Below are 23,795 nucleotides of genomic sequence, written 5' to 3'. Positions count from 1 at the left end.
AACGATTGAATACTGATTATATGGAGGAAGAAATAATGGCAGAAATTGAAAAAAAACCAATTAAAATAACAGAGACAATTCTGCGTGACGCACACCAGTCTCTGATTGCCACTCGTATGACAACAGAACAGATGCTTCCGATCATCGACAAGATGGACAAGGTTGGCTATCATTCTGTAGAGTGCTGGGGTGGTGCAACATTTGACGCATCTTTACGTTTCCTGAAAGAAGATCCATGGGAGAGACTTCGTAAATTCCGTGACGGATTTAAGAATACAAAATTACAGATGCTGTTCCGTGGACAGAATATCTTAGGATATCGTCCGTATGCAGATGATGTAGTAGAGTATTTCGTACAGAAATCAGTTGCAAATGGTATTGATGTGATCCGTATTTTTGACTGTTTGAATGACCTTAGAAACTTGCAGACGGCCGTTACAGCAGCAAACAAAGAAAAAGCAGAAGCACAGGTAGCGCTTTCCTATACACTGGGAGATGCTTATACACTGGATTACTGGGTAGATATCGCCAAGAGAATCGAAGATATGGGTGCAAATTCTATCTGTATTAAAGATATGGCGGGTCTGCTCCTTCCGTACAAGGCAACAGAGCTGATCGGTGCATTAAAAGAAGCCACAGACCTTCCGATCCAGCTTCATACACATTATACATCCGGTGTTGCTTCTATGACTTACTTAAAAGCAGTAGAGGCAGGTGTAGATGTCATTGATACTGCAATGTCACCATTTGCAATGGGAACATCACAGCCGGCAACAGAAGTTATGGTTGAGACGTTCAAAGGAACACCTTATGATACAGGTCTGGATCAGAAATTACTTGCGGAGATCGCTGATTACTTCCGCCCGATCCGTGACGATGCATTAGACAGCGGACTGCTGAATCCGAAGAACCTTGGTGTAAATATCAAGACTCTTCTGTATCAGGTACCGGGTGGTATGCTTTCAAACCTGACATCTCAGTTAAAAGAGCAGAATGCAGAAGACAGATACTATGAAGTACTGGAAGAAGTGCCGAGAGTAAGAAAAGACTTAGGTGAACCGCCGCTTGTAACACCGTCTTCACAGATCGTAGGTACACAGGCTGTATTTAATGTACTGATGGGCGAACGTTATAAGATGGCTACAAAAGAGACAAAAGACGTATTAAGTGGTAAATACGGTGCAACTGTAAAACCATTTAACGAAGAAGTGAAGAAGAAAGTATTAGGAGACGATGCTGAGATCATCACATGCCGTCCGGCAGATCTGATTCCGGCAGAATTAGATACACTCCGCAAAGAGTGTGCACAGTGGATCCAGCAGGATGAAGATGTATTAACTTATGCATTATTCCCGCAGGTAGCTGTTGACTTCTTCAAATACAGAGAAGCACAGCAGACAAAGATCGATCCGAATGCTGCTGATACAGAGAACGGAAGTTATCCGGTATAATAACTTCTTTTAATTAAAAATTGTATATTTTATATGCGATGCAGAAGTTCTGTCAGACAATGAAAGTTGTCCGGCAGGACTTTTTCATGTCCTGAAATACCTGGATTCATGTCCAAATGTATAAGAAAATTTTGTGATGTGCTATAATGTGTGATATCGGCAGGTGAATATGGTACATCTACATAGGTTTCACATACAAAGAGAATAATCATTCAGTGCCTGCCCTGCTACAAGCATAAAAGTAAGACGAAAGTCTTCGGATATGTGTACAGAGGGAGATGGGGGAATATATGCATTTAACAATAGCAATTATAGAAGACGAACAGCCGGCGCGTGAGCGAATCGGCGAGCTTGTCATACAGGAACTGTCCGGTGAGACGGAAGTTTATATAGAAAAATACGAGGACGCAGAGAGGTTCCTTAAAGCACTTGAAGTGAAGAAAGAAACAGCGTATCCGGACGTTGTAATCTCTGACATTGACCTTCCGGGAATGAATGGAATTGAACTGGGAGCGGAGTTAAAAGGAAACGGCATAGAAACATATCTCGTATTTCTGACGTCTTTTGCAGAATTTGCGGCAGACAGTTATATACTGGAGGCTTATCAGTATATTCTGAAGCGGGATATGAAAGAGCGACTCGGAGATGTGCTCCGGGGGATTGCGAAGGAAAAGCAAACGAGCGAACAGGATTTCCTGTGGGTTGGAGATCATGAGAAGAAGTTGTTTTATAAAGACATCATCTGTGTGAGTAAGGTAAAAGGGCAGAAATACTCGGAGTACAGAACGAAGAAAGAAGTGTACCGGGAGCGGATGCCTTTATTTCATATACAGGAACAACTGGGGACAGATGCATTTATCATGGTCGGACGAAGTTGTCTTGTAAATATTGAACACATTGCGGGTATTTCAGCAGAGTCGGTGCAATTAGATAATGGGGATGTAATCGGAGCCGGAAGAGAACTGATTTGGGAAGTGAAACAAAAAGTAACTGCGTACTGGAGAAAAAACTAATGGGAAGAGAAAGAAAATGGACAAGTGTCCAACTGATAAATATTATATTCTGCGGACTGATGCAGATTTTTTATTTCTTCCCGTGGCTTAAGTATGGCAACCAGCATTGTTCTCTGCACCGGTATATTTTTCGGGCGCTTACAAGAAACGACTATATAGAAGCGTTTAACAAGACATATTATCCGGGGAAAAATCTGGGGATTTATGAACAGAAGATGGCAATCCTGGTCCTTGTTTATCTGATGAGTTTTTTTGTGGCGCAGGTAGTGGATCTGCTTCTTTTATACCGGAATATGAACCAGATTCCGTACCGAGATCATCAGGGACTGTTTTGGGTTATCGCGATGACGTGGGTGTTCTTCCTTGAATATGCAGATTATCAGGGAGCAGATGAGCAGTTTTATATTCCGATGTCCATGTTCATTTACCTGAATACGTGGCTTGTGGTCAAAGGTGTCCAGTATTTTGCATGTAGGATGACAGAAAGTTTGGAGTATATGAATCTTTCCAGCCAGAAAAAGCTGGAGCAGAAAGAACAGGAAGTACTGGAACTTAAGGTAAATGTGTTGGAAGAGCGGTTCAAAGGAATGTTAAAGAGCCGGCAGGTTGTCCATGACATGAAGAATCATCTGTTGGCGCTAAGGCGTTATGAACAGGAAAGAGACTGGGATGGGATTCACGAATATCTGGAAAAATTAAGTGATGCGATACTGGTGCATAATTATCAGGTGTGGACAGGAAACCAGATGCTGGATATGATTCTGAACCAGAAGATGCAGGATGCGAAAGACTCCGGTGTACAGATGACGATCCAGACGGAAGTATTTACAAAATTGCCGTTTACGGACTGGGAGATCATCACGCTATTTGGGAATCTTCTGGATAATGCACTGGAGGCAACGCAGAAAGTGACTTCGGAAAATCCATGGATCCATGTGAAATTTATAAGACGGAACCGGCTTTTTTACGTGGAGATTGAGAACAGTGCAGAGGAAGCAGTGAAAGTGGAAAATGGACAGCTCCGGTCGCAGAAAGAAGAAAACGGACTGCATGGATACGGTATGAAAAATGTTCGGGAAATCGTAGAAAAACATGAAGGTGATCTACAATATATAACTACAGATACCAGTTTTCTTGTCAGTGTATCCATATATGACATGAAATAGAGAAAATCTTAGGATTGAGAGGAAAAAGAAATGCAGAAGAAAAAGAGCAGAAGAAAAGAAAAAATATGTGTCGGAGTCATCGGATATGCGATATTTCTGATCTATTCCATGTGGCCGGTTTACCGGCTCCGGGATGGGTATCATTCCTTTTATGGTGTTTTCCGATTATTGTCGCAGAAAGGAGCTGCCGCACTGACAGACAGTTGCCGGGATGTGTGGGACGGCAATATGGGAGCCATAAAGATTCAGGTTGGCCTGTTTGTAATTATGCAGATCGTGGCAGTATTGTATCTGATACTGCTGATTTTAAACAAATACCGGTATATCCAGCCGGTTGTGATCGGTATTGCGATCACAGAGATGTTTCTGAGTGATTATGCAGCTTACGGTACAGTTGCAGATAATGTGATGGCATTTATGTTTTTTATGCCTATGGTAGTAATGAGTCTTCTTGAGCTTGCCCTGCAGAAGATGATCGATGTCTATGATGAAGCACTGGCAAGATCTAGAAATTATGAAGTGCAGGAACAGGAAAAGAAAGAAGAAGCGCACAGAAGACTGGATTTTCCGGGCAAATACACGAAACTTTTCTATCATATGATCTGGAAGAATTTCCGCTCTGACTGGAAAGATTACCGGCTTTTCCTATTCTGCGGAATCATGGTCGGAACACTGGCATTTTCCGGACTGGGAGCTTATGAGATGCTGTCTTCTTCCCACCGGGCTGATCTGTCTATGTATGGTGGCGAAGGACTTGGACGAATCCTGATCAATGCGATGATCCCGCTTGCGGCATGCTGCCTTTTCCTGATGGTATTTGTGCTGATCTTTTATCTCAGAAAATGGATTCAGAACTATAGTATCTTTGTAACACTCGGAATCAGAAGAAAGGCGCTCTGGACGATCGCCGGACTGGAAATCGGACTGGGATTTGTATTTTCCTATATAGGCGGAGTAATTGTCGGAAATGGAGTCCTTCTGCTTTTCCGTAAAATTGTCGGAAACATGGTGGGCGATCAGATCAATCTGTCATATGCAAGTAAAACAACGTATCTGGTATCACTTGCCGTTCTGTTCCTTGTCTATCTTGTTTCACTGATGGCAACAAGAGACATTGTGTCGGATTTTAACCTGATCTCAGCGGCAACACGTAATGTTGCAAAAGAGAAGATGCCGCGGAGGTTTTTGAAGATCATTACTGTGATCGGAGCTGCTATCTGCGGATACAGTGCTATTTCTTACAGCAAGATTTACAATTACGAGAAGATTACACTGATGCTGGCATTGTTTGTCGGACTGTTTCTTCTCTACCGCTTTGGCGGGACATTGTTGCTGCGAAAAGACAAGGCATCAAAAGGGTATCTGGGTACGCTTCTGAAACGCAATGACCGCTATCACCGTTCAAAGACAACTGCGTGGTATCTGGCAGCGCTTACAGCTTTGCATATCTGCGGAATGTTTTATTTTGCATTCCAGTCAGTATCTGTAACGGTTGCAGAACAACCGGAAAGCCTGTTCCCATATGATTTCATGTGCATTTCTTACGATGAAGACCAGAAGACATTTGAAAATCTGGAGAAACAGTACGGAGCAAAGGTTACGACTTATCCGATGGTAAGAATCTCGAATTCGGATAAAACGGAGAAGAATGAGGGCTATTATGAAAAACGAATACAGGGACAACAGATCGGTATTTCAGAATCTACTTATCATGCACTGAAAAAAGCAATTGATCCGGATTATAAACCACACTTTCTCCATCTGGATGCAAAGGGAGAGAAAGTCTATCTTGTGCACCAGCAGGACCGCTCTGTGAAAGCACAGCCGATAGACTGGACGTTTAGTAAGAAGAAACCCAATATCCATGTTGGCATTGTATGTGAAGGATATACCCCATATGAGCATTTTTCCGAGGAGACGACATATCAGCAACGTACAATCGCAGGCGAGGAGATTGGAAGCCTGACCGGATGTTTCCGCGATGGAAAACTGGAAAATCTCGTTGTGTTTTCGGATGCATTCTTCACAAAAGCACAGAATCTCTGGAAGACAACGAATGTGCTGAATGGTTCGTTTATTAAAAAGAAAACGGATGCGATTGAAGGGCTGACTGTGAAGCAGGGACCGACAAAACTGGTGTTGATAAACAGTAAAGCGAAAGATCACAAAGCAATCAAGAGAGAACTGGAAAAATTCCAGGAAAAACATAAAGAAGATCAGGCTTACGATGCGGAAATCGCAAATTATTATGCAAAGGATGAAAGTGTAAAAGACCTGCGTACGGAACGCATGATGAAGCTGATCGTGAACCTGTTTGTCACGGCAACAATGCTTTTTATAAGCATGTTCCTTGTCTATATTAAAGTGCTTTCTGAACTGGATGAGAAGAACAAAAGAGCCGAATTTTTCACTTGTATGGGTATGAGAAAGAAAGAGAGAATCCGCATTCTTCTCGGTGAATTACATCTGATGTTCTGGCTTCCGGGAGCGTTTACCGCGCTTGTGACAGCTGTATTTACCGGAATTACATTCTATGTGCGGATGTATACAAATGCAGTTAAGCTACAGTTTATAACTCACGCAGTATGGCTCTGGGGCGGCTATATTCTTGTAGAACTTCTGTTTATGTGGCTGCTTGGAAAGTTTATGGTTCGAAAGGTGGAAAAAGACGATGAATAATCAGGAAATCATAAAAGTAGAAGATCTGACACGGAATTATCGGATGATCTACGCAGAGAATCCGGAAGACCGGGAGATCAAGGTGTTAAAAGGACTGAATTTCGCTGTGAAGACAGAAGAATTTGTCGGGATCATGGGAAAATCCGGCTGTGGAAAGACAACGCTTCTGAAAGTGCTTGGTCTGATCGATAAACCAACCGATGGTACATTGTATTTCAATGGCGTGGATTCGAGAAAACTGTGGAGCGACGAGCTTGCTGATATCCGCAGAAGAAAAATGGGATTTATATTTCAGGATTTTTATCTGCTTGACAGTCTTTCGGTAGAAGATAATATCATGGTTCCGATGGTGCTTGATAAAGCGCCGGTGAAGGACTGTCTGGAAAAAGTAGCTTATTATATGGAGAAATTTGGTCTGATGCATCTGACAAAGAAGAAACCGAATGAATTGTCCGGCGGGGAGCGTCAGCGGGTAGCAATCTGCCGCGCGCTCATTAATGATCCCGAACTCATCCTTGCAGATGAACCGACAGGCAATCTCGATACCCAGTCAGGACAGATCGTTATTGACGCACTGACCGAGATTAACGAGAAAATGAAGAAAACAATCCTTATGGTTACGCATGATCCGAAAATGGCAAGCTATTGCAGCCGGATTATTTTGCTGAAAGACGGACAGATTCTGGAAGAACTGAAAAGAGAAAAAGACCAGGATGCGTTTTACCACAGAATTGTGGACAAGATGCAGGAACTGTAGGAGGAGTGGATATGCATATACTGGAAGTGAAAGAACTGGTGCGTGATTACAGCATTATCAGTGAAGATAAAAAAGAAAGGACGCAGATCCATGTATTGAAGGGACTGGATTTTTCCGTGGAGGCAGGAGAATTCGTCGGAGTCATGGGTAAATCCGGCTGTGGAAAGACGACGCTCTTAAAGACTCTCGGTCTGATCCACCGTCCTACGTCCGGAAGTGTCTGGCTTGAAGGAGAAGATACCGGAAAACTGCCGGAAGAAAAGAGGGCAGACATCCGCAACCGGAAGATCGGATTTATTTTTCAGGATTTTTACCTGATGAACAGTCTGTCTGTTGAAGAAAATATTATGCTTCCGATGATGATCGCAAAGAGCGAGCCGGAAGAAATGAGGAAAAGAGCTGCCGCCTATGCCACGCAGTTTGAGATTACACATCTGCTTAAGAAATATCCATACGAGCTGTCCGGCGGAGAGCGTCAGAGAGTGGCGATCTGCCGTGCACTCATGAATGAACCGGAACTGATTCTTGCAGATGAACCGACAGGAAATCTGGATTCCCAATCCGGGCAGATCGTGATTAATGCGCTTGGAAAAATCTCGAAAGAACTTGGAAAAACGATTCTTATGGTGACGCATGATCCAAAGATGGCGAGCTGTTGCGGGCGGATTCTGCTTCTGAAAGATGGAGTTATTCTCAAAGAATTGAAGGCAGGGGAAGACAAAGATGCATTTTACAGGGAAATAACCGGGCAGATGGAATGTTTATAGTCCTTGAATATTTTCTCAAATTTATATATAATGGATACGGTAAATTGAGAAGAAAAGGACAAAAACGATATGGGAAATAAAAATGAATTACTTCAGAAGATAGATGAAGGTTATTCAAAATTCAGCAAAGGTCAGAAAAAACTGGCGGATTTTATCAAAGAAGATTATGATAAAGCGGCATTTCTGACTGCTGCGAAGATGGGGGAAGAAGTCGGCGTCAGTGAGTCTACGGTTGTAAGATTTGCGATGGCGCTTGGATATGACGGCTATCCGGGATTCCAGAAAGCGCTGGGCGAGATGGTCCGTACCAAATTAAATTCCATCCAGAGAATGGAAGTCACATATGGACGCATCAGTCAGGGCGAGATACTGACATCTGTATTACAGTCAGATATTGATAAGATCAAGCTGACGATGCAGTCCATTGACCATGAATCATTTGAACTTGCAGTGGAGACGATTCTGAATGCGAAGAAGATCTATGTGATCGGTATCAGAAGCTGTGCACCGCTTGCAAGTTTTCTTGGGTTTTATCTGAACCTGATCTGTGATAATGTAGTTGCTGTGCACACAAACAGTTCAAGTGAGATTTTTGAACAGCTTATCCGGATCGATGAAGACGATGTGATTATCGGAATCAGCTTCCCGCGGTATTCCATGCGTACTTTAAAAGCGCTGGAATTTGCAAGTAACCGCAAGGCAAAAGTAATCACGCTGACAGACAGCGTCCATTCGCCGATGACGTTATATTCTTCCTGCAATCTGATCGCGCGAAGTGACATGGCGTCTATCGTAGATTCACTTGTAGCACCTCTGAGCGTGGTAAATGCGCTTGTGGTAGCACTCTGTATGAAGAAGCAGGATGAAGTCATCACAACACTGGAGACGCTGGAACGGATCTGGGATGAGTATCAGGTATACAGCAAAGATGAACTGAACATGGTAGATGATAAAGTAGAACTGTCTTCGTCCAAAGCACAGATAGATGGAGAAGAGACTTATGAATAAAGTATTAATCGCAGGTGGTGGCGCTGCGGGCATGATGGCGGCAGTTATGGCGGCAAGAGAAGGTTGCGCGGTTACACTGTTTGAAAAAAATGAAAAACTGGGCAAGAAGGTATTTATCACAGGAAAAGGTCGTTGCAATCTGACAAATGCCTGTGATGTAGAAGATCTGTTTCCGGCAGTGAAAACGAATGCGAAGTTTCTGTATAGTAGTTTTTACGGATTTACAAACCAGGATGTCATGGATTTCTTTGAAGAGCTTGGCATGCGGACGAAGATTGAACGAGGGGAACGGGTATTCCCGTTATCTGATCATTCTTCCGATGTGATCCGTACTTTGGAAGAAGAGATGAAGAGACTTGGTGTGAAGATCTGCCTGAATACATCTGTGAAGAAGATTGAAGCGAAGGACGGGCATTTTACAGGCGTCGTATTATCTGATGGAAAGAAAGTGTCCGGAGATGCGTGTGTCGTTGCAACCGGAGGCATCTCTTATCCGTCTACAGGTTCTACTGGGGACGGCTACCGGTTTGCAAAAGAACTGGGACTTGAAGTGACAGACTGTCTGCCGTCGCTTGTACCGATGGAGACTCAGGAAGACTGGGTGCCGGAGCTTCAGGGACTGTCTCTTCGAAATGTAAATGCGGTTATCAAAGACGGTAAGAAGAAGCTGTATGAAGACTTTGGAGAGATGCTTTTCACGCACTACGGCGTCAGCGGTCCGCTTATGTTAAGTGCCAGCAGTGTAATTGGCAAGAAACTAAAAGCTCATCCACTGACATTGGAAATCGACTTGAAACCGGCATTGTCTATAGAGCAGCTCGATCAGAGAGTCCTGCGTGATTTTGAAGAAAACCATAACCGACAGTTCAAGAATGCGATCCACAAGCTGTTTCCGGCGAAACTCATTCCGGTGATGATCAAACTTAGCGGAATCGATCCGGAGAAAAAGGTCAATGTAATTTCCAGAGAGGAAAGACAGCATTTTGTTTCCCTGATCAAAAAAATTCCAGTGACATTAACCGGACTGCGCGGATATAATGAGGCAATCATCACAAAAGGTGGTGTCAGCGTGAAAGAGATCGATCCGGGCACGATGGAGGCAAAGACAGTATCTGGCTTGTATTTTGCAGGAGAAGTACTGGATCTGGATGCAGTGACCGGAGGATTTAATTTACAGATTGCATGGTCTACTGCATGTGCGGCTGCAAGAGCCTGTGCATGGCAGAAATAAATGGATATGTGTATGCTTACGTGCTGTTTTGGAAAACAGACAAAGATTGTAACGGGAAGGCACGTGAGTTTGAAAAGCAAGCTATATATTATTAATTATTAAATAAAACAGATAGAGAAAGAGGGCAGAAGAATGGGATATAATATCGCAATTGACGGACCGGCAGGAGCCGGAAAAAGCACCATTGCGAAACTGGTGGCAAAAGAAAAAGGATACATTTATGTAGATACAGGAGCGATGTACCGTGGAATGGCAATTTATTTTCTGGAAAAGAATATTTCGCCGGAAGATACAGAAGTGATCGCAGCAGACTGCAAGAATGTAAAAGTAACGATCGGCTATGAAGAAGGCGGACAGCAGGTCTACTTAAACGGTGAGAATATCACAGGGAAATTAAGAGAAGAAGCAGTAGGAAATATGGCGTCTAAGATCTCTGCGATCCCGGCAGTCAGAGAAGCACTTTTAGGACTGCAGAGAGATCTTGCAAAAACAAAAGATGTTGTCATGGACGGACGTGACATCGGTACCTGTGTATTACCAGATGCAGATGTGAAAGTATTTTTAACTGCAAGTGTACAGACAAGAGCAAAACGTCGTTTTGATGAACTGACAGAAAAGGGTGAAACTTGTGATCTTGCCGAGATTGAAAAAGACATTGAAGAGCGCGACAGAAGAGATATGACGAGAGAGATCGCACCGCTTAGACAGGCAGAAGATGCGACACTCGTAGACAGCTCAGATATGACAATCCCGGAAGTAGTCGCCGCAATTACGGCGCTCTGCCATTAGGAGGCATATATGAAAGTTGAACTTGCGAAGACAGCGGGATTTTGCTTCGGAGTAAAGCGGGCAGTGGATACTGTATACAGACAGATAGAAGCACACCCAGACAGTCCGATTTACACATACGGACCGATCATCCATAATGAAGAAGTCATCAAAGATATGAAAAAACACGGCGTGAAGGTGATTGGAAGTGCAGAAGAGCTGGAGAATTTGGACAGCGGAATCGTAATCATCCGGTCTCACGGAGTAGCAAAAGAAGTCTACGATTTGTTGACTGAAAAAGGACTGACCTGTGTGGATGCAACCTGCCCATTTGTCAAGAAAATCCATAAAATTGCCCAAGAGCAGAGCGCACAGGGTGCACACATTGTTGTGATCGGAAATTCGGAACATCCTGAAGTGCAGGGCATTAAAGGATGGAGTGGAAATGATGTGACAGTCATCCAGACTGTAGAAGAAGCGAAAAGTTTTCAATTAAAAAATAAAAAGCAAAAACTGTGTGTCGTATCTCAGACGACATTTAATTACAATAAATTCAAAGATATAGTTGAAATTATTGAGAAAAAGAGGTATGATATACTTGTTTTAAATACGATTTGCAGTGCAACAAAAGAGCGCCAGGAAGAGGCTCGCGACATTGCAAAGAGGGTGGACGCTATGATTGTTATAGGAGACAAGAGAAGCTCTAATACCCGCAAACTATTTGAGATATGCAGTAATGCATGTGCGGATACGTACTATATACAGACACTTGACGATTTTGATATGAATCAATTAAGGTCCGTGGAAACAGTAGGTATTACAGCAGGGGCATCCACGCCCAAGAAAATAATTGAGGAGGTTCAAAATAATGTCAGAATTAACTTTTGAACAAATGTTGGAAGAATCATTTAAGACAATCAGAAATGGAGAAGTCGTAGATGGTACAGTCATTGATGTAAAACCGGATGAGATCATCTTGAATATCGGCTACAAAGCAGACGGTATCATTATGAGAAATGAGTATACGAACGAACCTAACGTAGATCTGACAACAGTCGTATCTGTTGGAGATCCAATGACAGTAAAAGTACTGAAAGTAAACGACGGAGAAGGTCAGGTGCTGTTGACATACAAGAGACTGGCTGCCGAGAAAGGAAATGAGAGACTGAAAGAAGCTTATGAGAACCATGAAGTTCTGAAAGCTCCGGTTGCACAGATCCTTGGCGGTGGATTGAGCGTAGTTGTTGATGAGGCAAGAGTCTTTATCCCTGCAAGTCTTGTATCTGATACCTACGAGAAAGATCTGAGCAAATATCAGGATCAGGAGATCGAATTCGTTATCAGCGAGTTTAATCCTAGAAGAAACCGCGTGATCGGTGACAGAAGACAGCTTCTTGTTGCAGAGAAAGCAGAAAAACAGAAAGAACTGTTTGCTAAATTACAGGTTGGAGATACTGTAGAAGGAACTGTTAAGAATGTTACAGACTTCGGAGCGTTTATCGACCTTGGCGGAGTAGACGGACTCCTTCACATCTCAGAGATGTCTTGGGGACGCGTTGAGAATCCGAAGAAAGTATTCAAAGTTGGCGATGAACTGAAAGTCCTGATCAAAGACATTCACGATACAAAGATCGCACTCAGCTTAAAATTCCCGGAGACTAATCCATGGGCAGATGCAGCTGAGAAGTATGCAGTAGGAACTGTAATCGAAGGAAAAGTTGCAAGAATGACAGACTTCGGAGCATTTGTTGAATTAGCTCCTGGAGTAGATGCACTTCTTCATGTATCACAGATTTCCAGAACACATGTTGACAAACCGTCTGATGTACTGTCTGTAGGACAGACAGTAACAGCTAAGATTGTTGATCTTAATGAAGCTGACAAGAAGATCAGCCTGAGCATGAAAGCTTTAGAGCCGGCTGAGTCAGAGGCTTCACAGAACGAAAGCTCTGAAGAGTAATCGTACTGTAAGAATTCAAGCGTATATATAAAAGCGAAAGAGAAAAGATAGAGGTTTCATACCTCTATCTTTTGTGTGTCTGAACATCTGTTAAAAAATGAACAAGATGTTCATTAAAATGTACAAAAAAATCACTTGACACACTGGTAAGTCTGGTGCTTTTTGGGTATAGTTAATATGAAAATTAAAAGGAAGGAAGGAAAAGGGAATGGCATTGTTAACTTTTAAGGGTGGTATTCATCCGGATGACGGTAAGCGTCTTGCAAAAGACAAGGCAATCGTTGATGTTAAACCCACAGGAGATCTGGTATATCCGGTTTCCCAGCACATCGGGGCGCCTGCCAATCCGATCGTAGCAGTTGGCGATCATGTTTTAAAAGGACAGATGATAGCAGAAGCCGGAGGATTTGTTTCTGCACCAATCTATGCTTCAGTATCAGGAACAGTTAAGGCGATCGCTCCACATTTGAACCCGACTGTAGGTACTGTCAACAGCATTGTCATTGAAAATGATGGTGAATATAAAGAAGTAGAATATCCTGCGATAAAACCGGTTGATGAGATGACAAAGGAAGAGATCCTTAACGCAATTGGCAACGCAGGTGTTGTTGGTATGGGAGGAGCAGGTTTCCCGACCAGAGTTAAGCTTTCTCCAAAAGAGCCTGACAAGATTGATTATATTATTGCAAACTGTGCAGAATGTGAGCCATATATTACAGCAGACTACAGAACGATGATCGAGACACCGGAGAAACTGGTGGAAGGCATGAAGATCGTTCTGAGACTTTTCGATAACGCGAAAGGTATATTCGGTGTTGAAGATAACAAACCAGATTGTATCGCAAAATTAAAAGAACTCACAGCAGATGACCCACGTCTGGAGGTTCTGGCGCTTAAGACAAAATACCCACAGGGTGGTGAGCGTCAGCTTATTTATGCGACGACAGGTCGTGCGATTAACTCTGCTATGCTTCCGGCAGATGCAGGATGCGTTGTAGACAACGTTGCAACACTTGTAAGCATTTATCAGGCTGTGGCAGAAGGAAAACCTTCTATGGAACGTGTCGTAACAGTCAGCGGAGATGCAGTGAATGAACCGGGGAACTTCCGTGTTCCGTTTGGTATGAACCAGGCTGAGCTGGTAGATGCTGCCGGTGGATTCAAGACAGAACCGGAGAAACTGATTTCCGGTGGTCCGATGATGGGATTTGCAATGTTTTCACTAGATGTTCCGGTTACAAAGACATCATCATCCATTCTTGGATTTACAAAAGACGAAGTAGCAAAATTCGAGCCAACCGCATGTATTAACTGCGGACGATGCGTAGATGCCTGTCCAAGCCGTCTGATTCCATCTCGACTTGCAGATTATGCAGAGCATCATGACGAAGAGACCTTTACAAAACATAATGGTCTGGAATGTATGGAATGTGGATCATGCAGTTTCGTCTGTCCGGCAAAACGTCAGTTGAAACAGGCAATCGGTTCTATGAGAAAAATTGCACTTGCTAATCGTAAGAAGAAAAAATAAGAGAAGAGAGGAAGAGGTGAACAAACGTGAGTGAGAACAATTATAAACTGTCATCTTCACCACATATTCGTGACAAAGTTACCTCCAGCAATATCATGCTTATGGTTGTTATTGCACTTTTGCCGGCTTCGGCATTCGGAGTTTATAACTTTGGAATACCAGCACTGATCGTACTGATCAGCACAACCGTATCAGCGGTTCTTACAGAGTACATATATGAGAAACTGATGCACAAGAAGATTACCATCAACGACTGGAGTGCAGTTGTTACCGGCCTGTTGCTTGGCCTTAACATGCCGGCTTCAGCACCATGGTGGATGGGCGCTCTTGGTAGTGTATTTGCAATTCTCGTTGTAAAACAGTTATTCGGAGGACTGGGACAGAACTTCATGAACCCGGCGCTCGGTGCAAGATGTTTCCTGCTGATTTCTTTCGCAGGACCGATGACAAAGTTTGTTTACGATGGAGTATCCGGACCGACACCGCTTGCTACTTTAAAAGACGGTGGCTCTGTTGATTCCATGAAGATGCTTATCGGAACAATTCCGGGAACAATCGGTGAGACATCTGTGATCGCAATCATTATCGGAGCAGTATTCCTTATTATGCTTGGTATTATTGATTTGCGTATTCCGGGAACATACATTGTATCCTTTGTTATTTTCGTCGGAATTTTCGGACCATTTACAAAAGCACATGTAGGATTCTTTGATCCACAGTACATCACAGCACACCTTTGCGGTGGTGGTCTGATGCTCGGAGCATGGTTCATGGCAACCGATTATGTAACATCTCCGATTACGAAAAAAGGACAGTATGTATATGGTATCCTTCTTGGAGTACTGACCGGACTGTTCCGTCTGTTCGGTGGTTCCGCAGAGGGGGTATCTTATGCGATCATCATCAGTAACCTTTTAGTCCCACTGATTGAAAGAGTTACTCTTCCAAAACCATTTGGTAAAGGAGGAGAAAAATAATGAAGAAAAATCCAATTATTAAGAATGCACTTATTCTTACAATTATTACATTAATCGCAGGATTAGGTCTTGGCTTTGTATATGAGATCACCAAAAACCCGATCGCACAGGCGCAGGAAAAAGCTAAGAAAGAAGCATGGCAGGCGGTATTTACAGATGTAGATGCGAATGCTTTTGAAGCACAGGACGTAGATGCGAAGATTGCAGATAAAGCAATCAAATCAGTCGGTGCAAAAGCAACTGTCGATGAAGTTTGTAAAGCAGGTGACAAAGGATATGTAATCACAACCACAGACAAGGAAGGTTATGGTGGAGATATCCAGATTACAGTAGGTATTACTTCTGATGGTACAGTAAACGGAATTTCTATCTTATCGATCAGCGAGACAGCCGGTCTTGGTATGAAAGCAAAAGAGCCGAAGTTCTACAATCAGTACAAGGGCAAGAAAGCTGAGAAATTCGTTGTATCAAAAGATGGTGGAGACGGTGAACAGATCGATGCAATCAGTGGTGCAACAATTACATCACGTGCAGTTACAGGAGCTGTCAACGTAGCACTGGCTTATTATCAGAATGCATTTTAGGAGGTAGCAGACATGAACAGATGTACTGAAAGACTATATAATGGTTTAGTTAAAGAGAATCCTACCTTCGTGCTGATGCTTGGTATGTGTCCTACACTTGCCGTAACTACATCCGCAACCAATGGTGTTGGTATGGGTTTGTCAACAACAGTAGTATTGGTATTATCCAATATGCTGATTTCCATGTTACGTAAGATCATCCCGGATTCAGTCAGAATGCCGGCATTCATCGTAGTCGTAGCATCATTCGTAACAATTGTACAGTTTCTTCTGGAAGGTTTTGTACCGAGTCTTTATGACGCACTTGGTCTTTACATTCCACTGATCGTAGTAAACTGTATTATCTTAGGACGTGCAGAAAGCTATGCTTCCAAGAACCCGGTTCTTCCGTCAATCTTTGATGGTATCGGTATGGGACTTGGATTTACTGTAGGTCTTACATGTATTGGTATTGTACGTGAGCTGATCGGAGCAGGACAGATCTTCGGTAAACAGATTATTCCGATCGCTGACGAAGCAGCAGGAAAAGCCGGATATGTACCGGTTACAATCTTTATTCTTGCACCGGGAGCATTCCTGGTACTTGCAGGACTGGTTGCTCTTCAGAACAAGATCAAAGCCAATGCTGCCAAGAGGGGTAAAGAAGTTGTAGAAGCTAAGGGATGCGGCGAAGGCTGTGCATCATGTAATGGATGCGGCGGAAAAGTATTCCCTACAGGAAACGAAGAATAGGAGGAGTACATAGATGAAAGAATTATTACTTATCGCAATTGGATCTGCGATTGTCAACAACGTTGTACTCAGCCAGTTCCTGGGAATCTGTCCATTCCTTGGAGTATCCAAAAAGGTTGAGACTGCTTCCGGTATGGGAGGAGCTGTAATCTTCGTTATTACAATCGCATCATTCTTTACAAGTTTGATTTATAAGTTTATTTTGTTACCATTGAATATTTCTTACCTGCAGACGATCGTATTCATTCTCGTAATCGCTGCACTGGTACAGTTTGTAGAGATGTTTCTGAAGAAGAGCATGCCGTCTCTGTATAATGCACTTGGTGTGTATCTTCCTCTGATCACAACAAACTGTGCAGTACTTGGTGTAGCACTTACAAACGTTCAGAATGAGTATTCTATTCTGGAAGGTGTGATCAATGGTATCGGTACTTCTGTCGGATTCGCAATCGCAATTGTGATCATGGCAGGTATCCGTGAGAAAATCGAATACAATGATGTATCTGAGTCATTCCAGGGAACTCCTATCGTACTGCTTACAGCAGCACTGATGTCAATTGCGTTCTTTGGATTCTCAGGATTAATATAGGAGGAAACAGACTATGAGTATAACAGGTATTATTTTAGCTGCTGCAATCGTAGGCGGCACCGGATTATTCATTGGTGTGTTCCTTGGTATTGCAGGAAAGAAATTTGCAGTAGAAGTAGATGAGAGAGAAGAAGCAATCCTTGAAGTATTGCCTGGAAACAACTGTGGTGGTTGTGGATATGCAGGATGTTCCGGACTTGCAGCTGCTATTGTAAAAGGCGAAGCTGAAGTTGGAGGATGTCCGGTCGGTGGAGCTCCGGTTGCAGCAAAGATTGGTGCGATCATGGGACAGGAAGCCGGTGCACAGGTACACGAAGTAGCATTTGTAAAATGTGCAGGAACCTGTGACAAAGCAAAACAGGAATATGAATATCACGGACTGAACGACTGTGTTATGATGAACATGATGCAGGCGGGAGGACCGAAAGGATGTAATTATGGATGTCTTGGAGAGGGAACATGTGTGAAAGCCTGTCCGTTTGATGCCATCCATATTGTAAACGGAGTTGCTGTTGTAGACAAAGAAGCATGTAAAGCATGTGGTAAATGTGTGGCAGCTTGTCCGAAACACCTGATCGAGATTGTACCGTATGACCAGAAACACCTCGTACAGTGCAGCTCTAAGGACAAAGGTAAAGATGTTATGTCTGTATGTTCCGTTGGATGTATCGGATGTAAGATGTGTGAGAAGATCTGTAAATTCGACGCTGTTAAGGTTGAGAATAACATTGCACACATTGATCCGGAAAAATGTATCGGATGCGGTGCATGTGCAGCAAAATGTCCGAAGAAGATCATTCTGTAGAAGAACGTCTTTTTCAGAGATTTATGAAATTGGTATACAGGAGAATCGTATGAAAAGATCTTTCAAAACGATAATATCCGAAGGATATGAACAATTCATAAAAGATATAAAGCAAACAAAATGGGCGATTATTGTTATAATCGCCTATTTTGTGTTTGGTAGAAAATTTATTTATAGTATTTGTCCGCTCATTATGCTTACCGGATATCCATGTCCGTCCTGCGGACTTACAAGAGCCGGTATCCGGCTATTGCATTTTGATTTTGCAGGAGCATGGCATATGCATCCATTTATCTATGTGGTTGCAATTCTTGTATTTCGCTATTGCTGGAACCGTTATATCAGGCTTCAGTTAAGGCAGCCAAAGAGTATGAAGATACTTGCAGGAATCGCACTTGTGGCACTTGTGATTTTTTATATTTACCGCATGGTGTGTTATTTTCCGGGGGAACCACCGATGAGCTATTACTCTGGGAATCTGCTGCATACTTGCAAAAATTTCCTTGCAAATTTATTTGTCCAATGATTTTATATAATAAATTTTTAAATTGGATATCATTCCGAAACCTGTGTCAACAGAATGGATCTGTATCAAATCTGTTAATCATTCTGAATAACAGGATTATTCGGTGTCAACTCTTATGATCTGCTGTCTGTATTCATTAAAGAATGGAATCTTAAACTTATCAGTTAAAACACTCTCATATAAATTAGCAGCCTGGATATCTGTGCGGAGCATGGAAAGCCCTGTCTCTGATAAGCTGTCTGTCTGTGTTAGTTTCGTAATCAATGGGATGCGAGAAGTCTGCTTAAGTATTGTAAGGACAGAAGACTGATCCATTCGGAAACCGAGAAGGCGTGCATACTGACAATTTCCACGAGCCTGATAATCCAGCATATCTGCGGTTTTAATCTGCAAAAGAATATGAAGCAGTGACCGACTGATTCTTGTATAGGTAAGATCTCTTGATTTCAGAAGATCACAAAACTGTTCGTAAGAGATCAGGTCATCAATGTGATTCATGATCCGGTTTGCAAGATCCTCTGTGATATCAAGATATTTCATAAGAGAATCTGAAGTTTCGTTCATAAGCCGGTATTTCAGAAGAAGTGAAAAATCATTTGCATATACCGGATACCGAATCAGGTGTGTATCCCGAAGAAGATCAATGCAAGCAGAAGGTACCTGGTCTTCCAGTCTTGTCAGTACATCAGAGAGCGGTGGTTCGTCGTAAATGCTGTCACTTCTTAAATGAATCGAACTTCCGGCCTGCGCAAGGAGTCTGCGGATCGCAGAGGCAGAACTGTAATTTCCGGACAGATCCCGATCATGATAACCGGACTCTTTACGCTGGATTGTATAGCCTTTGATCAGGCTTCCGGTCTGATATAATGCTTTGATATATTCGATGCCGAGAATGTTGTTCGGTTCATCCAGCACCTGATCCACATTTTCATCTTTTAAATAGGAGGATAATGCCTGCTGCCTTGCACGCGGAAAAGAAAGCCCCTTGCGCAGTGCTTCTTTCAGATAGAAGGTATAATCCTCCGGTTCCTCTGTAAGAATCCCGGCGATACGTTCCAGTAGTGCATAGTCTCCACATTCACTTCCGAAACAGAGTGCATCTACACAGCCAAGATGGTTAAGCAAAGAAACAGCACCTGTGGCGAAATATTCGGCGCTTCCAGTTGCGTAGCAGACCGGAAGTTCAAAGACGGCGGCAACACCACTTTCCAGAGCTACCTGGGCGCGCAGATGCTTTGGCATGATCGCGGGTGTTCCACGCTGTACATAATTTCCACTCATAATAACAAGAACAGCGTCTGCTCCGGTGATTTCTTTTGCTTTTCTTATATGGTATAAATGCCCGTTATGAAAGGGATTGTATTCAGCAATCAGTCCGACAATTTTCATAAAAAATCTCCTTGTATATCTATTTGAAATTGATTATACTATAAAAAGGGACTTTAGGTCAAAAAAGTCATTATTTTCACGTTTAGTTTATTACAATTGTTTTCAGGAGAGAAAGGAGGATATATATGAGCCAGGAAATCGAAGATATACTGACAGAAGATGAGATTAAAGAGATGTTGGAAAATCGGCAGTACAAAGAATTAAAAGAACAACTGGAAAGTAATATGTATCCTGTTGACCTCGCTGAGATTTTAGAGGATTTTGACCAGAAGCAGCTTGTTATGATCTTCCGGCTTCTTGCTAAAGAAGAAGCGGCTGAAACGTTTACTTATATGAACAGTGACATGCGTGAGATTCTGATTAATGCACTGACTGATTCCGAGCTGGAAGAAGTCATGGAAGAGATGTATCTGGATGATACGGTTGATGTGCTGGAGGAGATGCCGGCGAATGTTGTTGACCGTCTCCTGATGGTGACAGATGAAGAGACAAGAGTGCAGATCAATCAGCTCCTGCAATATCCGGAGGACAGTGCGGGCAGCATTATGAATGTGGAGTATATTGCACTCCGTAAAGAGATGACGGTTGCAGAATCTATTTTGAAGATTCGTCAGGTCGGTTTGAACCGGGAGACAATTTATACCTGTTATGTCACGGAAAAGCGTAAGCTTATCGGTCTTGTAGATGTCAAAGAATTACTGACGACCAGTGAATCGAAGACAGTGGAAGAGATCATGGAGACAAACATGCTCTATGCACATACAACAGATGACCAGGAGGAAGTTGCACTGACGATCCGCAAATATGGTCTGATCGCACTTCCAATCGTAGACCATGAGATGTGTATGGTCGGTATTGTAACAGTAGATGACGCAATGGATGTATTGCAGGAAGAGACGACGGAAGATATCAGTATCATGGCGGGTGTCAATCCGAATGAAGAATCTTATTTTGGGACAACGGTTATGGAACATGTGAAGAGCCGAATCCCATGGCTTCTGTTTCTGATGCTATCGGCAACCGTGACACAGATGATCATGAACAGTTATGAATCAGCGCTTGCCATTATGCCGCAGCTCGCAGGATTTGTCCCGATGTTGACAGGTACCGGAGGAAACTGCGGTTCCCAGAGCTCAACACTGGTGATCCGGGGACTGGCAGTCGGCGAGATTGAATTCCGGGATCTCCTGAAAGTAATATGGAAAGAAATCCGTATCGCAGTATGTATCAGTATTGTGCTTGCTGTGGTAAATGGACTGCGAATTATGCTGATGGGGCAGGGCGATGCGCTGATGGCATTTACGATCGGTCTGACGATGGCTTGTACCGTTGTGATCGCCAAAGTTGTTGGATGTACACTTCCGCTTATCGCAAAGCGGGTAGGTCTGGACCCGGCGATTATGGCAACACCTCTGATTTCAACACTGGTAGATATCAGCACGATCAGCGTATACTTTGCAATTGTCAGTGCAGTATTTCAGTTATAGATGCGTGATATATGCATATAGACAGAAAAAATGAGATAAAGTGACAGAATGTATGAAAAAATACACATAAGAGACCTTGTTTGCAAGGTCTCTTTGTATTATAATAGTCCTATCTGAGAAAATATGGAAAGGAGTCTATTTATCATGGGATTCATAGATGAGATTAAAGCAAAAGCAAAAACAAGCAAAAAGACAATCGTTCTTCCAGAAACAGAAGACGGCAGAACTTATGAAGCAGCAGAAGCTGTATTAAAAGAAGGAACAGCTAATCTGATCCTGATCGGAAGCGAAGAAGAGATCGCAAAGAACAAAGGATCTTTTGATATCAGCGGAGCTACTATTGTAGATCCTGCAACGTCTGAAAAGACAGACGCATACATTGCCAAACTTGTTGAATTAAGACAGAAAAAAGGAATGACAGAAGAACAGGCAAGAGAGCTTCTTCTGACAAATTACTTATATTATGGTGTTATGATGGTTAAGATGAAGGATGCTGACGGTATGGTATCCGGAGCATGCCATTCTACAGCAGATACATTAAGACCATGCCTTCAGATCCTGAAGACAAAACCAGGTACAAAACTCGTATCCGCTTTCTTCGTAATCGTAGTACCGGATTGCGATATGGGAGCTGACGGAACATTTGTATTTGCAGATTCCGGTCTGGAGCAGAATCCGGATCCAGAGAAACTTGCAGCAATCGCACTTTCTTCTGCAGATTCTTTCGAACTGCTGACAGGAAAAGAGCCAATCGTTGCAATGCTTTCACACTCTACTAAGGGAAGTGCAAAACATCCTGACGTAGACAAAGTTGTAGAAGCTACACGTATTGCAAAAGAAAATGCAAAAGAAGGTTTATTATTAGATGGAGAGTTCCAGCTTGACGCAGCAATCGTTCCGGAAGTTGGAGCATCCAAAGCACCGGGCAGCCCGGTTGCAGGTAAAGCAAATGTACTCGTATTTCCAGACCTGGATGCTGGTAATATCGGATACAAACTTGCACAGAGACTTGGTAAAGCAGAAGCTTACGGTCCTTTAACACAGGGAATTGCAGCGCCGGTTAATGATCTTTCAAGAGGATGCAGCGCAAAAGACATTGAAGGTGTTGTTGCCATTACAGCTGTACAGTGTATGGCTGAAGAATAAAAAAGAGAGGAAAAAAGATTATGAACGTATTAGTAATCAACTGTGGAAGTTCTTCATTGAAGTTCCAGCTGATCAATTCTGATTCAGAGCAGGTTCTTGCAAAAGGACTTTGTGAGAGAATTGGAATTGATGGAAGCCTTACTTATCAGCCGGCAGGCGGAGAGAAAGTCAAATCTGACAAAGCTATGCCGACTCATACAGAGGCTATTCAGTTCGTTATTGACGCACTGACAGATGACAAGACAGGTGTCGTAAAAGACTTAAAGGAAATTGGGGCAGTCGGACACCGTGTTGTACATGGCGGAGAGAAGTTCGCCAAATCTGTAGTAATTACAGATGAAGTTATGAAAGCAATCGAAGAGTGTAATGACCTTGCACCTCTTCACAACCCAGCTAACCTGATTGGTATCAATGCATGCCAGGAATTAATGCCGGGTACGCCGATGGTAGCTGTATTTGATACTGCTTTCCATCAGACAATGCCAGCAAAGGCGTATATGTATGGTCTGCCATATGAGTATTATGACAAATACAAAGTAAGACGTTATGGATTCCACGGAACAAGCCACAGTTTCGTATCCAAGAGAGCTGCTGAACTTGTTGGAAAACCATATGATGCAGTGAAGACAATCGTTTGTCATCTTGGTAACGGTGCAAGTATCTGTGCTGTAGAGAATGGTGAATCCGTAGATACATCTATGGGACTGACTCCACTGGAGGGTCTTGTAATGGGAACACGTTCCGGAGATATCGATCCGGCTATCTTAGAGTTCATCGCTAAGAAAGAAGACCTTGATATTGCAGGGCTTATGACAATGTTAAATAAAAAATCTGGTGTGTTTGGTCTTTCTAATAACTTATCCAGTGATTTCCGTGATCTTACAAGCGCTGCTGAGAGCGGAAATGAGATTGCTGCTACAACAGTTGATGTATTCTGCTACCGTGTAGCTAAGTACGTTGGAAGTTATGTAGCTGCCATGAATGGTGTGGATGTAATTGCATTTACAGCAGGAATTGGTGAGAATGCAAGTCTTGTACGTGAGAAAGTTATGGAATACCTTGGATACCTTGGAGTTGCAATCGATAAAGAAGCAAATGATTCACATGGTGAAGAAGTGAAGATCTCAACTCCGGATTCTAAAGTTGATGTATTTGTAATTCCTACAAATGAGGAACTTGCAATTGCAAGAGAGACTGTTGCATTAGTTTAATCAGCATAGTTGAACGAT

General features: G+C 42.8%; 22 protein-coding genes. 21 read left to right on the top strand and 1 reads right to left on the bottom strand.

Annotated features, from left to right (window positions below):
* The first annotated feature begins 35 nt into the window (after nt 1-35).
* The 18 genes from DW125_RS04435 to DW125_RS04350 all read left to right on the top strand — a co-directional run bounded on the left by DW125_RS04435 (nt 36) and on the right by DW125_RS04350 (nt 18,544).
* Nucleotides 36-1,451 carry an oxaloacetate decarboxylase subunit alpha gene (locus DW125_RS04435; RefSeq protein WP_021861133.1) on the top strand — a complete coding sequence of 472 codons (1,416 nt, stop codon included), beginning with the start codon at nt 36-38 and terminating at the stop codon, nt 1,449-1,451.
* 290 nt (nt 1,452-1,741) lie between these two features.
* On the top strand, nt 1,742-2,464 hold the full coding sequence (locus tag DW125_RS04430) for a LytR/AlgR family response regulator transcription factor (RefSeq protein WP_158549887.1): 723 nt from the start codon (nt 1,742-1,744) through the stop codon (nt 2,462-2,464).
* Complete coding sequence (locus DW125_RS04425) at nt 2,464-3,630, top strand: sensor histidine kinase (protein ID WP_117537235.1); 1,167 nt, start codon at nt 2,464-2,466, stop codon at nt 3,628-3,630. Before DW125_RS04430 ends, DW125_RS04425 begins: the two co-directional genes overlap by 1 nt.
* A 30-nt stretch (nt 3,631-3,660) precedes the next feature.
* On the top strand, nt 3,661-6,309 hold the full coding sequence (locus DW125_RS04420) for an FtsX-like permease family protein (RefSeq protein ID WP_117537234.1): 2,649 nt from the start codon (nt 3,661-3,663) through the stop codon (nt 6,307-6,309).
* Entirely contained in the window at nt 6,302-7,066 is a 765-nt protein-coding gene (locus tag DW125_RS04415) for an ABC transporter ATP-binding protein (RefSeq protein ID WP_117537233.1), read from the top strand. Before DW125_RS04420 ends, DW125_RS04415 begins: the two co-directional genes overlap by 8 nt.
* Nucleotides 7,067-7,077: 11 nt before the next feature.
* Nucleotides 7,078-7,833 carry an ABC transporter ATP-binding protein gene (locus DW125_RS04410; RefSeq protein ID WP_117537232.1) on the top strand — a complete coding sequence of 252 codons (756 nt, stop codon included), beginning with the start codon at nt 7,078-7,080 and terminating at the stop codon, nt 7,831-7,833.
* A gap of 69 nt (nt 7,834-7,902) precedes the next feature.
* Nucleotides 7,903-8,841, top strand: coding sequence for a MurR/RpiR family transcriptional regulator (locus DW125_RS04405; protein ID WP_021861127.1), 939 nt, complete (start codon nt 7,903-7,905; stop codon nt 8,839-8,841).
* Entirely contained in the window at nt 8,834-10,072 is a 1,239-nt protein-coding gene (locus DW125_RS04400) for an NAD(P)/FAD-dependent oxidoreductase (RefSeq protein WP_117537231.1), read from the top strand. The genes DW125_RS04405 and DW125_RS04400 overlap by 8 nt, the downstream gene beginning before the upstream one ends.
* Nucleotides 10,073-10,204: 132 nt before the next feature.
* Nucleotides 10,205-10,861, top strand: a complete 657-nt coding sequence (gene cmk, locus DW125_RS04395) for a (d)CMP kinase (RefSeq protein WP_117537230.1) — start codon at nt 10,205-10,207, stop codon at nt 10,859-10,861.
* A gap of 9 nt (nt 10,862-10,870) precedes the next feature.
* Complete coding sequence (gene ispH, locus DW125_RS04390; protein ID WP_117537229.1) at nt 10,871-11,728, top strand: 4-hydroxy-3-methylbut-2-enyl diphosphate reductase; 858 nt, start codon at nt 10,871-10,873, stop codon at nt 11,726-11,728.
* Complete coding sequence (gene rpsA, locus DW125_RS04385) at nt 11,709-12,800, top strand: 30S ribosomal protein S1 (RefSeq protein ID WP_021861123.1); 1,092 nt, start codon at nt 11,709-11,711, stop codon at nt 12,798-12,800. Before ispH ends, rpsA begins: the two co-directional genes overlap by 20 nt.
* A gap of 208 nt (nt 12,801-13,008) precedes the next feature.
* A complete protein-coding gene (gene rsxC / locus DW125_RS04380) occupies nt 13,009-14,331 on the top strand; it encodes an electron transport complex subunit RsxC (protein WP_117537228.1) in 1,323 nt (440 codons plus the stop codon).
* Between the two features lie 26 nt (nt 14,332-14,357).
* Nucleotides 14,358-15,308, top strand: a complete 951-nt coding sequence (locus DW125_RS04375) for an RnfABCDGE type electron transport complex subunit D (protein WP_021861121.1) — start codon at nt 14,358-14,360, stop codon at nt 15,306-15,308.
* On the top strand, nt 15,308-15,892 hold the full coding sequence (locus DW125_RS04370; RefSeq protein ID WP_021861120.1) for an RnfABCDGE type electron transport complex subunit G: 585 nt from the start codon (nt 15,308-15,310) through the stop codon (nt 15,890-15,892). The genes DW125_RS04375 and DW125_RS04370 overlap by 1 nt, the downstream gene beginning before the upstream one ends.
* A 12-nt stretch (nt 15,893-15,904) precedes the next feature.
* Complete coding sequence (gene rsxE / locus DW125_RS04365) at nt 15,905-16,624, top strand: electron transport complex subunit RsxE (protein WP_021861119.1); 720 nt, start codon at nt 15,905-15,907, stop codon at nt 16,622-16,624.
* Between the two features lie 13 nt (nt 16,625-16,637).
* Nucleotides 16,638-17,213: an electron transport complex subunit RsxA gene (rsxA, locus tag DW125_RS04360; protein WP_021861118.1), complete on the top strand. Its 576-nt coding sequence runs from the start codon at nt 16,638-16,640 to the stop codon at nt 17,211-17,213.
* A 13-nt stretch (nt 17,214-17,226) separates the two neighbouring features.
* A complete protein-coding gene (locus DW125_RS04355) occupies nt 17,227-18,018 on the top strand; it encodes an RnfABCDGE type electron transport complex subunit B (RefSeq protein WP_021861117.1) in 792 nt (263 codons plus the stop codon).
* Between the two features lie 49 nt (nt 18,019-18,067).
* Complete coding sequence (locus DW125_RS04350; protein ID WP_117537227.1) at nt 18,068-18,544, top strand: DUF2752 domain-containing protein; 477 nt, start codon at nt 18,068-18,070, stop codon at nt 18,542-18,544.
* A gap of 96 nt (nt 18,545-18,640) precedes the next feature.
* Here the strand turns inward: DW125_RS04350 and DW125_RS04345 are convergent, their stop codons facing one another.
* The gene (locus tag DW125_RS04345; RefSeq protein ID WP_117537226.1) at nt 18,641-19,933 is read right to left on the bottom strand and encodes a nucleotidyltransferase; all 1,293 of its coding nucleotides are present in this window, start codon (nt 19,931-19,933) and stop codon (nt 18,641-18,643) included.
* Nucleotides 19,934-20,058: 125 nt separating this feature from the next.
* On the opposite strand from DW125_RS04345, the gene mgtE reads away from it, so the two are divergent.
* The 3 genes from mgtE to DW125_RS04330 all read left to right on the top strand — a co-directional run bounded on the left by mgtE (nt 20,059) and on the right by DW125_RS04330 (nt 23,777).
* On the top strand, nt 20,059-21,420 hold the full coding sequence (gene mgtE, locus DW125_RS04340) for a magnesium transporter (protein WP_021861115.1): 1,362 nt from the start codon (nt 20,059-20,061) through the stop codon (nt 21,418-21,420).
* Between the two features lie 144 nt (nt 21,421-21,564).
* Nucleotides 21,565-22,566 carry a phosphate acetyltransferase gene (pta, locus tag DW125_RS04335; RefSeq protein ID WP_117537225.1) on the top strand — a complete coding sequence of 334 codons (1,002 nt, stop codon included), beginning with the start codon at nt 21,565-21,567 and terminating at the stop codon, nt 22,564-22,566.
* A 20-nt stretch (nt 22,567-22,586) separates the two neighbouring features.
* On the top strand, nt 22,587-23,777 hold the full coding sequence (locus tag DW125_RS04330; protein WP_021861113.1) for an acetate/propionate family kinase: 1,191 nt from the start codon (nt 22,587-22,589) through the stop codon (nt 23,775-23,777).
* The last annotated feature ends 18 nt before the right edge of the window (nt 23,778-23,795 follow it).

Origin of the sequence: Dorea sp. AM10-31, from assembly GCF_003435815.1 — a bacterium.
GTDB lineage: Bacteria > Bacillota > Clostridia > Lachnospirales > Lachnospiraceae > Dorea_D > Dorea_D hominis.
The sequence above is the reverse complement of the archived record's forward strand: the minus strand, read 5'-3'. Positions and strand labels throughout refer to the sequence as shown.

Excerpts from the sequence above, each read along its gene's own strand:
- DW125_RS04415 (WP_117537233.1), top strand. The coding sequence starts at position 6,302 with ATGAATAATCAGGAAATCATAAAAGTAGAAGATCTGACACGGAATTAT.
- DW125_RS04345 (WP_117537226.1), bottom strand. The coding sequence starts at position 19,933 with ATGAAAATTGTCGGACTGATTGCTGAATACAATCCCTTTCATAACGGG.
- rpsA (WP_021861123.1), top strand. The coding sequence starts at position 11,709 with ATGTCAGAATTAACTTTTGAACAAATGTTGGAAGAATCATTTAAGACA.
- DW125_RS04400 (WP_117537231.1), top strand. The coding sequence starts at position 8,834 with ATGAATAAAGTATTAATCGCAGGTGGTGGCGCTGCGGGCATGATGGCG.
- DW125_RS04430 (WP_158549887.1), top strand. The coding sequence starts at position 1,742 with ATGCATTTAACAATAGCAATTATAGAAGACGAACAGCCGGCGCGTGAG.
- cmk (WP_117537230.1), top strand. The coding sequence starts at position 10,205 with ATGGGATATAATATCGCAATTGACGGACCGGCAGGAGCCGGAAAAAGC.
- mgtE (WP_021861115.1), top strand. The coding sequence starts at position 20,059 with ATGAGCCAGGAAATCGAAGATATACTGACAGAAGATGAGATTAAAGAG.
- rsxC (WP_117537228.1), top strand. The coding sequence starts at position 13,009 with ATGGCATTGTTAACTTTTAAGGGTGGTATTCATCCGGATGACGGTAAG.
- DW125_RS04405 (WP_021861127.1), top strand. The coding sequence starts at position 7,903 with ATGGGAAATAAAAATGAATTACTTCAGAAGATAGATGAAGGTTATTCA.
- DW125_RS04370 (WP_021861120.1), top strand. The coding sequence starts at position 15,308 with ATGAAGAAAAATCCAATTATTAAGAATGCACTTATTCTTACAATTATT.
- rsxE (WP_021861119.1), top strand. The coding sequence starts at position 15,905 with ATGAACAGATGTACTGAAAGACTATATAATGGTTTAGTTAAAGAGAAT.
- DW125_RS04420 (WP_117537234.1), top strand. The coding sequence starts at position 3,661 with ATGCAGAAGAAAAAGAGCAGAAGAAAAGAAAAAATATGTGTCGGAGTC.
- DW125_RS04435 (WP_021861133.1), top strand. The coding sequence starts at position 36 with ATGGCAGAAATTGAAAAAAAACCAATTAAAATAACAGAGACAATTCTG.
- DW125_RS04350 (WP_117537227.1), top strand. The coding sequence starts at position 18,068 with ATGAAAAGATCTTTCAAAACGATAATATCCGAAGGATATGAACAATTC.
- DW125_RS04425 (WP_117537235.1), top strand. The coding sequence starts at position 2,464 with ATGGGAAGAGAAAGAAAATGGACAAGTGTCCAACTGATAAATATTATA.
- pta (WP_117537225.1), top strand. The coding sequence starts at position 21,565 with ATGGGATTCATAGATGAGATTAAAGCAAAAGCAAAAACAAGCAAAAAG.
- DW125_RS04355 (WP_021861117.1), top strand. The coding sequence starts at position 17,227 with ATGAGTATAACAGGTATTATTTTAGCTGCTGCAATCGTAGGCGGCACC.
- DW125_RS04410 (WP_117537232.1), top strand. The coding sequence starts at position 7,078 with ATGCATATACTGGAAGTGAAAGAACTGGTGCGTGATTACAGCATTATC.
- rsxA (WP_021861118.1), top strand. The coding sequence starts at position 16,638 with ATGAAAGAATTATTACTTATCGCAATTGGATCTGCGATTGTCAACAAC.
- ispH (WP_117537229.1), top strand. The coding sequence starts at position 10,871 with ATGAAAGTTGAACTTGCGAAGACAGCGGGATTTTGCTTCGGAGTAAAG.
- DW125_RS04330 (WP_021861113.1), top strand. The coding sequence starts at position 22,587 with ATGAACGTATTAGTAATCAACTGTGGAAGTTCTTCATTGAAGTTCCAG.